This is a genomic window from Paraburkholderia caffeinilytica (genome assembly GCF_003368325.1).
GTDB lineage: Bacteria > Pseudomonadota > Gammaproteobacteria > Burkholderiales > Burkholderiaceae > Paraburkholderia > Paraburkholderia caffeinilytica.
In genome coordinates, this window is the sequence record NZ_CP031466.1 from 3281293 (window position 1) to 3295276 (window position 13984).

At 62.3% G+C, this 13984-nt stretch carries 13 protein-coding genes; 5 read left to right on the top strand and 8 right to left on the bottom strand.

Annotation, left to right across the window (positions count from 1 at the left end; all coding sequences use genetic code 11):
* Positions 1-6 precede the first annotated feature (6 nt).
* The 4 genes from DSC91_RS37865 to DSC91_RS14390 form a co-directional block, all read right to left on the bottom strand.
* Positions 7-183 (bottom strand): hypothetical protein, encoded by a 177-nt coding sequence (locus DSC91_RS37865; RefSeq protein ID WP_167470500.1) that lies wholly within the window; start codon positions 181-183, stop codon positions 7-9.
* A 491-nt stretch (positions 184-674) separates the two neighbouring features.
* Complete coding sequence (gene hpaI / locus DSC91_RS14380; RefSeq protein WP_115779848.1) at positions 675-1442, bottom strand: 4-hydroxy-2-oxoheptanedioate aldolase; 768 nt, start codon at positions 1440-1442, stop codon at positions 675-677.
* Positions 1429-2718 (bottom strand): MFS transporter, encoded by a 1290-nt coding sequence (locus DSC91_RS14385; protein ID WP_115779849.1) that lies wholly within the window; start codon positions 2716-2718, stop codon positions 1429-1431. The genes hpaI and DSC91_RS14385 overlap by 14 nt, the downstream gene beginning before the upstream one ends.
* 99 nt (positions 2719-2817) lie before the next feature.
* Complete coding sequence (locus DSC91_RS14390; protein ID WP_115779237.1) at positions 2818-4365, bottom strand: UxaA family hydrolase; 1548 nt, start codon at positions 4363-4365, stop codon at positions 2818-2820.
* A 250-nt stretch (positions 4366-4615) separates the two neighbouring features.
* Here DSC91_RS14390 and DSC91_RS14395 point away from each other — a divergent pair, with 250 nt between their 5' ends.
* Complete coding sequence (locus DSC91_RS14395; protein WP_115779850.1) at positions 4616-5593, top strand: LacI family DNA-binding transcriptional regulator; 978 nt, start codon at positions 4616-4618, stop codon at positions 5591-5593.
* 234 nt (positions 5594-5827) lie between these two features.
* Here DSC91_RS14395 and DSC91_RS14400 read toward each other — a convergent pair whose 3' ends face one another.
* Complete coding sequence (locus tag DSC91_RS14400) at positions 5828-7057, bottom strand: LysR family transcriptional regulator (protein WP_115779239.1); 1230 nt, start codon at positions 7055-7057, stop codon at positions 5828-5830.
* Positions 7058-7200: 143 nt separating this feature from the next.
* Between DSC91_RS14400 and DSC91_RS14405 the strand changes: the two genes are divergently transcribed.
* The 4 genes from DSC91_RS14405 (at position 7201) to DSC91_RS14420 (ending at position 11636) form a co-directional block, all read left to right on the top strand.
* On the top strand, positions 7201-8052 hold the full coding sequence (locus DSC91_RS14405) for an amidohydrolase family protein (RefSeq protein WP_115779241.1): 852 nt from the start codon (positions 7201-7203) through the stop codon (positions 8050-8052).
* 35 nt (positions 8053-8087) lie between these two features.
* A complete protein-coding gene (locus DSC91_RS14410; protein ID WP_115779243.1) occupies positions 8088-8999 on the top strand; it encodes a substrate-binding domain-containing protein in 912 nt (303 codons plus the stop codon).
* A gap of 67 nt (positions 9000-9066) precedes the next feature.
* Positions 9067-10425 carry a C4-dicarboxylate transporter DctA gene (gene dctA, locus DSC91_RS14415; RefSeq protein WP_115779245.1) on the top strand — a complete coding sequence of 453 codons (1359 nt, stop codon included), beginning with the start codon at positions 9067-9069 and terminating at the stop codon, positions 10423-10425.
* Positions 10426-10595: 170 nt separating this feature from the next.
* On the top strand, positions 10596-11636 hold the full coding sequence (locus DSC91_RS14420; protein ID WP_115779247.1) for a porin: 1041 nt from the start codon (positions 10596-10598) through the stop codon (positions 11634-11636).
* 376 nt (positions 11637-12012) lie between these two features.
* Here the strand turns inward: DSC91_RS14420 and DSC91_RS14425 are convergent, their stop codons facing one another.
* The 3 genes from DSC91_RS14425 to DSC91_RS14435 all read right to left on the bottom strand — a co-directional run bounded on the left by DSC91_RS14425 (position 12013) and on the right by DSC91_RS14435 (position 13935).
* A complete protein-coding gene (locus DSC91_RS14425; protein ID WP_115779249.1) occupies positions 12013-12531 on the bottom strand; it encodes a hypothetical protein in 519 nt (172 codons plus the stop codon).
* Between the two features lie 221 nt (positions 12532-12752).
* On the bottom strand, positions 12753-13232 hold the full coding sequence (locus tag DSC91_RS14430) for a nuclear transport factor 2 family protein (RefSeq protein ID WP_115779251.1): 480 nt from the start codon (positions 13230-13232) through the stop codon (positions 12753-12755).
* A 13-nt stretch (positions 13233-13245) separates the two neighbouring features.
* Positions 13246-13935, bottom strand: coding sequence for a TetR/AcrR family transcriptional regulator (locus DSC91_RS14435; protein ID WP_115779253.1), 690 nt, complete (start codon positions 13933-13935; stop codon positions 13246-13248).
* Positions 13936-13984: the final 49 nt, after the last annotated feature.

The window sequence follows — 13984 nt, forward strand, 5'->3', positions numbered from 1 at the left end:
TCCGGCTCATCCTCGAGCGGTGTTGTCAGGAACGACGATCGCACCGTGCGGTCCGCCGCCGGGACCACCTCCACCCCCACCTCCGCCCGGACCGCCCCCGCCCCAACCCGGAGGCCCCCACCAGCAGCCGCTCAACGTTGCGCTCAGTGCGGCCAGCGCCGCGATTGCCAACAGCTTCTTCATGCTTTCTCCATCGATAGATCTTCAGTGACGCAAAGTCGTTGCTCGAGCGGCGACGACACGCGTTATCCGCAACTTATCAACCCGCGCGAGATCATGTTTTACGAGAGAGTTACAAGATGGCGACGGCGTGGCCGCTTCTGCTGCACTAGGGCTTTGGTGTACATCGCCGTACGGCGCAGGTCACACGGCTTTTGCGGCGTGGCGCGGAGCAAGATGTCGCGCTCACGCTTTGTTCGTATATGGAAGAGGATGTAAGGAGATGAGTGGGTTCGGTCGTGCATCGACGCGCGACAGGGTGAGATTTGGAGCGCTCGCCGCATCACCGTCCGCGACCATGACGTGGACTCCCTGGAAATCCTCACCTTATTCCAGGTGCGCGTCCAGCATGGTGATTCTTCACCGTCTGGAATCGCTCACCCTTGCAGGCCGTCTCCTGGAATTCCTCACCATTGGTCGAGGTGGTCCCGTCTCCTGGAATTCCTCACCGTTCCTCACTGCTCGATGAACTCGCGAGCGAGCTTGCGCGCCGCGTTCGCGAACATGAGGATGTCCACGCCGGTTGCGACGAAGGTGCATCCAAGCTCGAGATAGCGCCGGGCAAGCACCGGGTCCGAGGTCAACGTGCCGGCCGCCTTGCCTGAAGCGACGATGGTGCGCATTGCGGCTTCAATTGCATTCTGCACTTCCGGATGGCCGGGCTTGCCGCGATGGCCCATCGACGCGGCCAGATCCGCCGGCCCGATGAATACGCCATCCACGCCGTCAACCGCGCAGATCGCTTCGAGATTGTCGAGCGCTGCGACCGTCTCCGCCTGCACGAGCAGGCAGATTTCACTGTCCGCGATATCCAGATAGTCGGTTCGCAAGCTCCAGCGCGACGCACGTCCCACCGCGCTGCCCACACCGCGAATTCCATGGGGCGGATAGCGTACGGCGGCCACGCACGCGCGGGCCTGATCCGCGGTATCGATCATCGGAATGAGGAGGTTGCGTGCGCCGATATCGAGCAAGCGCTTGAGCAGCGCCGGATCGTCGTTCACGGGCCGCACGACGGCTTCGGCGGAATACGGGGCGACCGCCTGCAACTGCGCAAGAATGCTGCGCACGTCGTTCGGCGCGTGCTCGGCGTCGATCAACAGCCACTCGAAGCCGGCCGTCGCGCTGACTTCGGCCAGGTAGGCATCGGCCATCGAAAGCCAGAAGCCAATCTGGCGTTGGCCGTTTGCAAGCGCCGCCTTGAATGGATTAAGCCCTGACATCGACGTTGCGTTCATCACGATTTCTAGCCTCCATGGGGACTTGATTGAATTGAATGGGCTCCACCTTTCCCAGCAGGAACAGGTAGTTGAGGATCGCGATCACGATCAGCGCCGACGAGAACAGCAGCGCGGGAATGAAAGAACCGGTCGAGCCGACGATCGCGCCCGTGACGATCGGACCGACCACGCCGCCCATGTTGGAGACGGTGTTCTGGATTCCCGCAACCCGCGAGACCATATTCCCCGGCGCGACATCGCCCGGCAGCGCCCAGACCTGGGATGCGGCGACGGTCGTGCCCGACTTCGCGACGCAGAGCAACGCGACGGCCACGAGCGGAGAAGTGGCGAACGCTGCGAGTCCGATGCTTGATGCCATCGCCAGGCCGACAACGAGAAACAGCTTGCGGGTCGCGGTGAGCGACAGCCTTCCGGAGGCATACACACGATCGGAGGCCCAGCCCGCGAATACCTCGACGATCATCGAAAGAACGAGCGGTAGCGAAGCCATGAAGCCCATCTCCATCAGGCTCATGCCGCGCTCCTTGACGAGATACGTCGGCAGCCAGGTGATGAAGAAGTACGAGTTGTAGTTGATCATGAAGAAGCCGATACACATGGCCCAGATGTTCCGATGCGCGAACAGTCTGTGCCAGGGGACATCGGCGGCCGTGCTCACGCCGTTGGAGCGCGACGCCGCTTCGCCATCGCGGATGTGAGCAAGCTCGGCCGCATTCACGCGCCGGTGATCGGCCGGCGAATTCTTGAACGCCAACACCCAGACGGCGCACCAGACGAGGCCCAGCGCACCGGTGATCGCAAAGGTGACCTTCCAGTCGAACGTCGCCAGCAGCCAGGCGATCAGCGGCAGCGCGACCGCGCCCCCAAGCTTCGACCCGCTATCGAAGATGCCCGCCACCGTCGCGCGTTCCTTGCGCGGAAACCATCGCGAGGCGATGCCCGCGTTACTGGGATACGCGCCCGCCTCGCCGATGCCCAGCATGACCCGCAGAGCCACGAGAGACTTGAAGCCGGTGGCGAGTCCGGTGACGGCCGTCGCAAGCGACCACCAGAACACGGCCGCACCCAGCACGATCTTCTGTCCGAAGCGATCGGCGAGCATGCCGGCAGGCAATTGCAGCAACGCATACGACCAGAAGAACGCCGACATCACGATGCCCATCTCCATCGCGCTGAGATGGAACTCCGACTGAAGATGCGGGGCCGCGGCGGACAGCACCGTCCGATCGATATAGTTGATGGCGATGGCTGACCACATCAGACCGGCCACCAGCCAGCGCACTTTGCTGCGTGGCTCGTGTTGCAAGGCTTGGTTCAATCTCTGTCTCCGCTTTTTTTGTAGGAATGAGGTGGTGTTTCAGCTCACGATACCCATATGCCAGGGCACGAATTCGTGGTCGCCCAGCCCGAGCAGTTCACTGCGGGTGCGCTCACCAGAGGCGGCCCGGAGGATGTGTTCGAAGACATCCCTCCCCATCTCCTCGACTGACCGCTCTCCGTCAAGGACCCGTCCGCAGTTGATGTCCATGTCGTCGCGCAGCCGCTCGAACATCGGCGTGTTGCTCGCGAGCTTGAGGGTGGGCGCCGGCTTCGAGCCGAACATGGAACCGCGGCCGGTCGTGAAGCAGATCAGGTTTGCGCCGCTTGCAATCTGCCCCGTCACCGCGACGGGATCGTAGCCGGGCGAATCCATGAAGACGAAGCCGGCCCGGTCGATCGGCTCAGCATATTCATAGACGGCCTGCAGCGGCGTCGTGCCGCCTTTCATCGCCGATCCGAGCGACTTTTCGAAAATGTTGGCGAGTCCGCCCTTCTGATTACCCGGCCCGACGACGCCGTTGAACTGACCGTTGTGGCCGCGCGTGTAGCGCTCCCACCACGCGAGCCGGTCGAGCAGTTTCTGACCGACCTCCGGTGTCACCGCGCGGCGCGTCAGCATATATTCGACGCCGTGAATTTCAGGGGTTTCGGAAAGAATGGCCGTGCCGCCATGGCGTACCAGAAGGTCCATGGCCGCGCCCAGAGCCGGATTGGCCGTGATGCCCGAAAAGCCGTCGGAGCCGCCACATTCCAGACCGATTTTAAGGTGGCTCGCCGGCACCGGGCGGCGTTCGATGTCGTTAGCCGACGGCAGCATCTTCTGTATGGCAGCGATCCCCGCATCGATCGTTGCCCGGGTGCCGCCTTCGTCCTGCATCACCAACGCGTGGACCGACGGACCGGCACGCAGTCCTTGTGAATCGAGCAGATCGCCCACCTGATTGCGCTCGCAGCCCAGCCCGACGATCAGCACGCCGGCAAGATTGGGATGGCGCGCATAGCCGGCGAGCGTCCGGCGCAGGACGTCGAAGTGCTCGCTGGGCGAGGACATCCCGCAGCCGCTCGTCTGCGCGAACGCGACCACACCGTCGACATTCGGATAGGGCGCGAGCCGCTCCGGCGTAAACCAGGCGGCAATATTCTTGATAACGGTCGACGAACAGTTGACCGATGCCAGGATCCCGATGAAGTTGCGCGTCGCAACCCGTCCATCGGGACGAACAATACCGTTGAATGTTGCCCGTTCAGCTTCTGCAACGTACTCGACCGGACGCACATCGAGGCAGAAGCCCGGATCGCGGTCGAAATCGATCAGTTCGACGTTGTGAGTGTGGACGTGATCGCCAGCCTCGATGTCGCGGGCCGCAAGACCGATGACGGTGTCGTACTTACGGATCGGCGCACCCCGCGGAATGCGGCAGGCGGCAACTTTGTGGCCTGCGGCGACCTGCGCGCGCAGGCGGATCGCCGTGTCTCCGATGCACAATTGCTGTCCGATCGACAGCGATTCTCGCGCGATCAGTACGTTGTCCGCGGCGTTGAGCCGGATCAGCGGCTCGCTCAACACCGTACCAGCCTGCGACATGATGCTCTCCTGTCTCTCAAGTCCGTGGCGCACGCACTCGGTTCGCGCCAATCGCCTTTCTTCTAATTGATGTTACCGGTTCATGTAACCGGTAACATAGGACGCATGGTAGTATGCTTTTGCGATAATCGCCAGCAACTTTTTTCGGGCCTGAGTCATCAACGTCGTGAGCAAACCGCCTACTTCCCTGCTTGCCCCTGTCGAACGAAGTGCCTCGCGGCGTGCCCGCAAGAATTCCGGCCGCGTGACGCTGAGCGATCTGGCGGCGCTCGTCGGCGTAACGAAGGTGACCGTCTCACGCGCACTGAATACGCCGGAACTGGTTTCGGTCGATACGCTGGAGCGCGTCCAGGCGGCCGTCCGGCAAACCGGGTATACGCCCGATCTCATCGCCGGTTCGCTGGCGTCGACTCGCAGCTATCTCATCGTCGCCTTGATTCCCGCGATGGCCGGGAGCGTGTTTCAGGAAACCGTCGGCGCCCTGACGACCGAGCTTGCCGCGTCGGGCTACCAATTGCTGATCGGGCAAAGCGGATACGACGAATCGCGCGAGGACGCCCTGCTCGATGCGGTGATCGGCCGCCGGCCCGCCGGCATCGTACTGACCGGCGTCGTTCATTCCCAGAGCGCGAGGCAAAAGCTGCGCGCGTGCGGCATTCCCGTTGTCGAAACCTGGGACCTGACACGCGAGCCCATCGACATGCTGGTCGGGTTTTCTCACGAGCACGTTGGGAAGGCCGCTGCGGATTTTCTGAAGACGCGTGGCGTGCGGCGGCCCGCGGTCGTCACACCGAGCGACCGGCGCGCGCAGGCCCGCACCAAGGCGTTCCTCAAAGCGTTCGGAAACGGCAAGACAATCTCCACCGTCCCCGTCGTGACGGTCGAGTCACCCGCGAATCTGGGTGACGGGCGACGGGCGCTGAAAGGCTTGCTCGACACACACGCCGATATCGACGCCGTTTTTTGCGGCGCGGATATTCTGGCGCTGGGCGTGTTGATGGAAGCGGAGTACCGGGATATCGCCGTGCCGGAGCAGTTGCGGGTGATTGGCTACGGCGATCAGAATTTTGCGAAAGACACCACACCGCCGTTGTCGACCATGAGAGTCGACGGCACGAGAATCGGAACGCTTGCGGCGACCATGCTGGTCGACCGCATTGAAAACCGCGCTAGCGGCGAACAGATTGTCGATGTCGGGTTCAGTCTGATCGAGCGGGAAAGCACGTAGCGTCGTCGTGCTCTGTTAGCTCTGTCGGCGCAACGGAATAATCCGCTGCGATTCCGCCGTTCGAACCGTCGGCGGCCGTGACGAAGACTCCCTGGAAATCCTCACCTTGTTTCAGGTGCGGACTCAATGCGGCGATTGCTCACCTCCTGGAATCGCTCACCTTTGGCGAACGCTCTCCTGGAACACCTCACCTCTCGATGCGAATCAACATCGACAGCGCGTCGTGGCCCGCGGTCAGATTCGAGACGCGCATTCCTCACGCAGGTGCTCAATGAACGCCTGCTGGACGGCGGTGCCGAGCCAGTCGGTACGCAATGTATACCCGACGGCCCGGCTTGCCTCAGGGGTCTCCAGTTCCAACGCGACCATCTCGCTGCCCGGATAGGCCTCGCGAATCTGCGCACGCGACAGGAGCGTGATGCAATCGCTTTCTACCAGCATCGCTAACATCATCGCGAGCGAACTGGTCTCGACCACCAGCGGCGGCTTGACCGGCAGCCGCGCGAAGATCGCATCGATCACCGAGCGTCGCGGCACGTTGCGCTGTGGCATGACCCAGTCGTAACCGGCGAGGTCGCGGGCCGCGACGGTTTTCTGCCCCGCCAGCCGATGCCCCTTGCGCACGGCAACCACGTAAGGGTCGGCGAACAGCTCCGTCTCCTGCACGGACCCCGTGAGGCGGGGCTCGCGCAGCCCGCCGACGATGATATCGATAGCGCCGACACGTAGTTCGCGCAAGAGATGCGCGTGGGAGCCTTCATCGACTGTCACGCGCGCAGCAGGATAGCGGCTGCGCAGTCGCTGAATAGCGCGCGCGACGAGGCGTGGCGGCAGCAACGGCAAGACGCCGATCGCCACTTTCCCTGTGAGCTGCCCGCGCGCGTAGGCCAGATCCTCACTCGCCTGTGCGATTTCGTAGAGCGCCAGACTCAGACAGCGCGCGAATTCGATGCCTGCGGGGTTGGCCGACACGCTGTGCACACGCCGGCGGTAAAGCGACACGCCGACATTCTGCTCGATCTGCCGCGCCGCCCGATGCACGGCCGGCTGCGAGATGCCCAGCAACTGCGCGGCCTCTGCCGCCGATCCCGCATTGGCAATCGCGATGTGGCAGCGCACCTGCGTGTCGGTGAGACGGCGGCAAATCTTACCCGCGCTCGCCGCCGCAGCCTGGCCAGTCAGGTTTGCAACGGCGCGCTCCATCTGATCGAGCATGCGACGCACGCGCCGCTGCAGGATCACGCCCTCCTCCGTCAGTTCGCTGCCGCCAAAGCCGCGATCGAATAGCTGACCGCCAAAGCTCGCTTCCAGCTTGCTAACGGCGAGGCTCACCGCAGGTTGCGTGCGCCCCGCGCGGGCGGCCGCCTGTCCGATTCCACCTGCCTCGCATACCGCATCGAACAGGAAAAGCCGCCTTAATCGCGTCAGATCGTCATCCGATGGCGTGCGCTCGACGACACCCATCGATTCTCCAGAATTGCTATGTGAAAACCCTTAGCTTAACCAGAATTTATGCCTTGCGGCTCACTTCATATTGGGGCCTTCGACTACATCCCACTTACAGTAATGTCCATCCGATCAAAAAGTTTCCAGTCAGGAGCACGTTCATGTCTGTCGTCATCGACACGCACACTCACGCAATTTCCCCAGATAAACAACGCTATCCGCTCGCACCGGTCGGCGGTCACCAGTCGGAATGGTCGGCGAAGCGTCCCGTTAGTTTTGAAGGCCTGCTCGCCTTGATGGACGAAGCCGGCATCGGTCGTGCGGTGGTCGTTCAAGCTTCGACAGTGTACGGTAACGACAATAGTTATGTGGTCGACGCGGTGCGGAGCCATCCTGATCGCTTCGCAGGGGTATTCTCGATCGACGTGCTAGCGAGCGACGCGGTCACGCAGTTGCAGCGCTGGCTCGACGCGGGACTCTCCGGGCTGCGCCTTTTCACGACCGGCAGCACGATGCCTGGCCAGGCGGGCTGGCTCGACGACGAGCGCTCGTTTCCGGTATGGGAATACGCGCAGCGCCACGACGTCTCGATCTGCCTGCAGATGACCGCGCAAGGGATTCCCGCACTCCTGAACATGCTCGCACGCTTTCCGGACATCCGGGTGTTGCTCGATCACCTCGCACGCCCCGAACTCGCCGGCGGCCCGCCGTACGAAGCGGCCGCGCCGCTCTTCGGCCTCGCGTCGCATCAGGGTGTGTATCTGAAGCTCACGAACCGCACGATCGCCGAAGCCGCGCGTGGTGACTCGACGCCCGCCGCCTTCTTCCCCCGCGTGCTCGACGCATTTGGCGCGCATCGCATCGCGTGGGGTTCGAATTTCCCGGCTGCCGAAGGCGCGCTGCCGCAACTGCTCGCCGATGCCCGCGAGAGTCTGTCGATGCTGCCCGCCGACGCGCGCGCAGCAATCTTCGGCGGCACCGCGCGCACGATTTATCCAGCGCTCGCCGCTTGATACGTACGCCTCGAACGAAACAGGAAGACAAGACCGTGAGCATCTCTACACAACCGCTGCGCCTGAAGACTGCGTTGAAAACCTATCCGCACACGCAGGCGCTGAAAGCGGGCGAACTGACCGACCCCGCCGTCGAACTCGTGTTTGAGGACGTCGAACCGATTCACCGCGCGTTCGCACCGATGGCGCGCCGTCAGGCGTACGACGTCAGCGAAATGGCAATCGTCACGTATCTGCAGGCGAAGGCCTACGGCAAGCCGGTCGTGCTGCTGCCCACGGTCGTGGCAGCGCGCTTCCAGCAGGGCTGCATTATCTACAATGCGCAGCGTGGCAAACTCGATGCGGGCCGTCTCCCGGGAAAGAAAGTCGGCGTGCGCGCCTACTCGCAGACCACCGGCATGTGGGTGCGCGCCATTCTGAAGCAGACCTATGGCGTGCCGCTCGATCAGATCGAATGGGTCACGATCGAAGGCGCGCATCTGGAGGAGTATCGCGATCCGCCTTTCGTGCACCGCGCCGAACCCGGCAAGCAACTGTTGCCGATGCTTCGCGCGGGCGAACTCGATGCCGCCATCCTCGGCAACGATCTACCCGACGAGCCGGGGCTCGAACCGCTGATCGACGACGCGGCCGCCGCCGACCGTGCGTGGTACGCCCTCCATCGATACGTTCCGATCAATCACGTCGTCGTGGTCACGAAGGCGCTGGCCGATACGCATCCGCAAGCCGTGCGTGCTGTGTATGACCTGCTGTGCCGCGGTAAGGCATCGGCCGCCGCGGGACACGCTGGCAAGCCGGACAAGCTGCTGTTCGGCTACGACGCGCTGCGCGGTCCGCTTGAGGAAACGCTTGCGTTCTGCGAGCAGCAGCAACTGCTGCCACGCAAGCTGAGTGTCGACGAAATCTTCGCCGACAGTCTTGGCATTCTGGGCGACGCCGCGCACTAACGTCGCGGCCGTTCATTTCCCCATTTTCGAGCGAACCCGAGTTCGCCGTCTTGACCAAGGAGACACCATGAGCTTGCCCGGCAAGTCCGCCGCCACGAAACCCAGGGCGCGTCAGCCGTTCTACCGCGACCTGTCTTTTCAGGTGTTGGCCGGTATGGCACTGGGCGTCGCCACGGGTTACTTCTTCCCGAAGTTCGGCATCAATCTGCAGCCCGTCGGCGACGCCTTCATCCGCATCATCCAGATGCTGATTGGACCGATCATCTTCTGCACCGTGTGCAGCGGCATCGCGGGCGTCAACGACTTCAAGAAGGTTGGCCGCGTGGCGATCAAGGCGCTTTTCTATTTTGAAGTGGTGACCTCGCTCGCACTGGTGCTGGGCCTCGTCGTCATCAACCTGCTCAAGCCCGGTGTCGGCATGAACGTGGATATGCACAGCGTGCACTCCGCCACCGTCGACGTGTACATCGCGCAAGCCCATCACGTCGTCACGACGAGCGAATTCCTGCTGAATGTGATTCCGCACACGGCGATCAGCGCGTTCGCCGGCGGCGACGTGCTGCAGGTGCTGTTCTTCTCGGTGCTGTTTGCATTCGGCCTCGCCGCAATCGGCGAGCGCGCACAGCCGGTGTTGAACCTGATCGATGCGACGTCGGGCTCGCTCTTCTGGATCATCGGCCTGACGATGAAAATCGCGCCTCTCGCCGCGTTCGGCGCGATCGCCTTCACGGTCAGCAAGTTCGGCTTCGGTACGCTGATCTCGCTCGGCAAACTCGTACTCGAGTTCTATCTGACCTGCGCGCTCTTCATCATGCTGATTCTCTGGCCGATCGCGAAGGCCAACGGTTTCAGCCTGCTGCGCCTGATGCGCTATATCGGCGCGGAGTTGCTGCTCGTGATCGGCACGAGTTCGTCGGAGACCGTTTTCCCGCAACTGATCGACAAGCTCGAACGGCTCGGCTGCGAGAAATCGGTGGTGGGCCTGGTGCTGCCGACCGCGTACACGTTCAATCACGACGGCACGTGCCTGTACTTCGCCGCAGCCGCCGTGTTTCTCGCTCAGGCCACCAACACGCCGATGAACTGGCACGACCAGTTGGTGCTGCTGGCCGTGTTGCTGCTCACGTCGAAGGGCGCGGCAGGCGTGTCCGGCGCGGCGATCGCCGTGCTGGCAGCGACGCTCGCCGCATCGAACACGATTCCGGTCGAATCGATCGCCCTGATTCTCGGCATTCACAAGGCGATGTCCAGCGCGTTCGTGTTCACCAACATTGTCGGCAATAGTGTGGCGACTATCGTGGTCGCGAACTGGGAAAAGGCACTCGACCGCGTCGCGCTACGCCATGAACTGAAAACCGGCTTCAAGCCGGCCGACCCGCCGCCCGCCCGCCTCAACCAGGCGAGGAGCGGTCACGCAGGCAACTAGCAACGCATGCCACACGGCCGGCGGCGTGGATGAAAGTCTGCCGCCGGCCCAGCCGGAAACCGACAAACGGAGTTGGAATTATCGAGTTTAATTAGTCATACGAATCGTATGGCAAAGCTATGCCATCGCCAGCCGTTTCACAAAATACGACATTAGATTGGAGACATGCTATGAAAAAAAAGGTTTGGAGAACCATTGGTTTTGGACTGTCGGCCGCAGCCGGCACGCTGGGCGCAATGCCCGCCTATGCGCAGTCGAGCGTTCAGCTATACGGTACGGCAGACGGCGGCGTCCGTTATCAAACGAATGCGGTAAAAGGCGGTGGCACGGTGGTGACGATGAATTCGAACGGTTACTACAGTTCGAACAAACTCGGCTTCCTTGGGAAGGAAGACCTGGGTGGCGGCTGGAACGCGCACTTCCAGTTGGAGAGCGGCTTCAACCTCGGCAACGGGCAGTTCGACAATACCACTGGCGTTGAATTCAACCGGCAGGCTTTCGTCGGCATCGGAAATGAAAAGTATGGATCGCTCGACCTTGGCCGCCAGTACACGATCTCGCACGACATCATCAGCATCTACGACCCGTTCGGCTTCCACTTCACGCCGATCCTTCCGTTGACCGTTGCCTCAGACGGCACGCGCAACAACAACGACGTCAAGTACAAGAACGTTTTCGGTCCGTTGCTGTTCGAAGTGGACAATTCGTTCGGCGGCGTCGCCGGCGATTTCAGCAGCGGAGCAACGCGCTCAGTCGGCGTGAGTTATAGCGCGGGTCCGGTTAGCGTCGGTGGCGTGTATGGGCATCGCAACATACTGACCGGCACGGCCTACATCGGCGACAGTTATTACATGGCCGGCGCCGCCTACAAGATCGGTCCGGTACGACTGTCGGGCGGTTTCATGTCCGAGGATCTGCAGAATCCGGCCGCACCGCACCAGGTGACAAACAACGCCTTTGGCGGTCTTTCGTGGACCATCACGCCGGACGTGATTTTCGACGGCGGCTATTACCAGACCACCGTGTCGAACGACAAGGCCAGCCGCCGCGGCCTCTCGGTGATTTCGCTCGCGTATCTGCTGTCCAAGCGCACCACGCTCTACGGCGAAGTCGACTACACGTCGTACAAGCACGCGGTGGTCAGTACGCTCAACCCGGCCGGGGCGTCCAGTCAGACAGCGGTCACCGTCGGCATCGACGTCCTGTTCTAGTGACGCCGATCGAACAATCCTCGCCGACCCAGCTCTTCGAAGCGTCTGCGGCCATGACGAAGACTCCCTGGAAATCCTCACCTTATTTCAGGTGCGTGCTCGACGCGGCAATTGCTCACCTCCTGGAATCGCTCACCTTTGGCGAGCGATCTCCTGGAATTCCTCACCTTTGGCATATCTTTGCTTGCTTCCACGATGCAGTTCGATTCCTGGTATGACTCACCTCTTGCTGATAAGGTGACATCTCCTCGAACGGCTCACCTTTCGTCGAGGTGGTTGCGTCTCCTGGAATTCCTCACCTTTGGCCGTGGTGACGTCATTTCCTGGTGTTCCTCACCTTTGATCACGATGACGCCATGTATTCGCCAGAATCCGTCTAGAACTTCACCTTCACCTGAAACCCGATCGTGAACGGAAGATTGTCCGAGGGGATCGGCGGAATCACAATGAAGTTAGCCCCGACGCGCTTGTAGTCGACCATCACGATCGGTGCGACCACCGGTCCGATCGTATGGTTGCGGCCCAGGCCCCAGTTGCCATAGTTATAGCCCGAGATGATTCCGCCGATCGCCGCAATCCGCACGATGCCCCAGTGCGCGAACTCGGGCGCCCAGACGCCACCGCCATAGTAAGAAGGGCGCCGCAGCGAATTGCGAAAGCCTCCGGCCGTCACCGCCCATTGATTGTTGATCCAGCATTCCACGCCGAGGCCTGGATTGAATTGCTCGAAATGGGTGTTCGGGTCGGGATTGATGTGATACGAGCCGAGCATTGCGTCGATCCATACGCCGCCATCGCACCAATTACCCGCATGCGCACCGGACGCCGCGGCCAGGCTCGCGACAAGCGCCGCGGCCGCGTGCCGAATCTGCTTTTTTGTCTGACGAAAATGCATGTATTCTCCGCCACCGATCGAGCGCCGGTGTCATCTATGTTCTAGGCATTCTTACTTGTGGTCCGTCGCGCACTGTACCTCAACCCGCACTGGCGATGTGGAGGGCACGCTCGGACGCGCGGGCACAGGACGTGCCCCGCAGCGCCGACGCAACGATAACGGAGAACCGATGGCAGAGCGGTGAACACCAGGCAGGTGTCCACCTTCAATCTCCAGGAGGCCTAGAGGCCGAGGTCGGACAGGCCTGGATGGTCGTCGGGACGGCGGCCCAGCGGCCAATGATAGAGACGATCGGCCTCGCGGATCGGCAGGTCGTTGATGCTGGCATGACGGCGCGCCATCAGCCCATGCTCATCGAACTCCCAATTCTCGTTGCCGTATGAACGAAACCAGTTGTTCGAGTCGTCGTGCCATTCGTAGGCAAAGCGCACGGCGATGCGGTTATCCGTGAATGCCCATAATTCCTTGATCAGGCGGTAGTCGAGTTCCTTTGCCCATTTGCGGCGCAACAGGCCGACGATCTCCGCGCGGCCATGCGTGAACTCGGCGCGGTTGCGCCACACGCTATCCGGTGTGTACGCGAGCGACACGCGCTCGGGATCGCGGGTATTCCAGCCGTCTTCCGCGGCGCGCACTTTCTGGATCGCGGTCTCGCGTGTGAACGGCGGTAGTGGAGGGCGGGTTTCAATCGGCTCGGCCATAGTGTTTCCTCAGTCAGGTTGCGGTGCGCCGGGATGGCGGTCGTTTGCTTGGGGATTGACTCGCGGACCGGCCTGCGATCGGGTTCGATTCGCTGGCGGACTCAGTATTGAGCAAGGCTTCAGCGGCGGCTCGCGCGTCGAGCGCGGCGTCGGTCTCGCCGCTGACCAGCGCCACGGCGATGGCGCCGTCGAGCAGGATCAGCCATTGGCGCGACAAGCGCGCGGCGCGGCGAGCGTCCATACCGGATTCGACCGCGTAGTCATCGCACTGGGTTCGCACGAACGCGAGCAGGCGTTCCTTGTGTTCACGCGCGACGATCCGGATCGGATCCTCCGCGGAGGCGATTTCGCCGGCGGCATTCAGAAACGCGCAACCATGAAAATCCTCCGACGCAAACCATTCGCGCAGTACGTAGAACATGCCGAGCAGGTGCGCGCGCGCCGTCTTGCCGTGCTGCAACGCGCCCGCGATAAACCAGTTCATCCAGCGCTCGTCGCGCCGCTCCAACGCGGCGGCGACGAGCGCGTCTTTCGATTCGAAGTGCGTGTAAAAGCTTTTGCGCGCGGTGCCGGACTGCTTGACGATCGCGTCGACACCGGTGGCATGGATGCCGCCTGCGTAGATCAACGCCTCCGCGGCATCGAGCAACCGTTCACGCGCGCTGCCCGACGCAGCCGATTCAGTTGGGTTTTGAGTAGCCATGTGCGAAGGTTAGAACGATCATTCTCCTTCGTCAAGTTTTTGCTCGCTT

Coding starts and splice junctions, on each gene's coding strand:
- DSC91_RS37865 (WP_167470500.1), bottom strand. CDS start 183: ATGAAGAAGCTGTTGGCAATCGCGGCGCTGGCCGCACTGAGCGCAACG.
- hpaI (WP_115779848.1), bottom strand. CDS start 1,442: ATGTCAGGGCTTAATCCATTCAAGGCGGCGCTTGCAAACGGCCAACGC.
- DSC91_RS14385 (WP_115779849.1), bottom strand. CDS start 2,718: ATGTGGTCAGCCATCGCCATCAACTATATCGATCGGACGGTGCTGTCC.
- DSC91_RS14390 (WP_115779237.1), bottom strand. CDS start 4,365: ATGTCGCAGGCTGGTACGGTGTTGAGCGAGCCGCTGATCCGGCTCAAC.
- DSC91_RS14400 (WP_115779239.1), bottom strand. CDS start 7,057: ATGGGTGTCGTCGAGCGCACGCCATCGGATGACGATCTGACGCGATTA.
- DSC91_RS14405 (WP_115779241.1), top strand. CDS start 7,201: ATGTCTGTCGTCATCGACACGCACACTCACGCAATTTCCCCAGATAAA.
- dctA (WP_115779245.1), top strand. CDS start 9,067: ATGAGCTTGCCCGGCAAGTCCGCCGCCACGAAACCCAGGGCGCGTCAG.
- DSC91_RS14420 (WP_115779247.1), top strand. CDS start 10,596: ATGAAAAAAAAGGTTTGGAGAACCATTGGTTTTGGACTGTCGGCCGCA.
- DSC91_RS14425 (WP_115779249.1), bottom strand. CDS start 12,531: ATGCATTTTCGTCAGACAAAAAAGCAGATTCGGCACGCGGCCGCGGCG.
- DSC91_RS14430 (WP_115779251.1), bottom strand. CDS start 13,232: ATGGCCGAGCCGATTGAAACCCGCCCTCCACTACCGCCGTTCACACGC.
- DSC91_RS14435 (WP_115779253.1), bottom strand. CDS start 13,935: ATGGCTACTCAAAACCCAACTGAATCGGCTGCGTCGGGCAGCGCGCGT.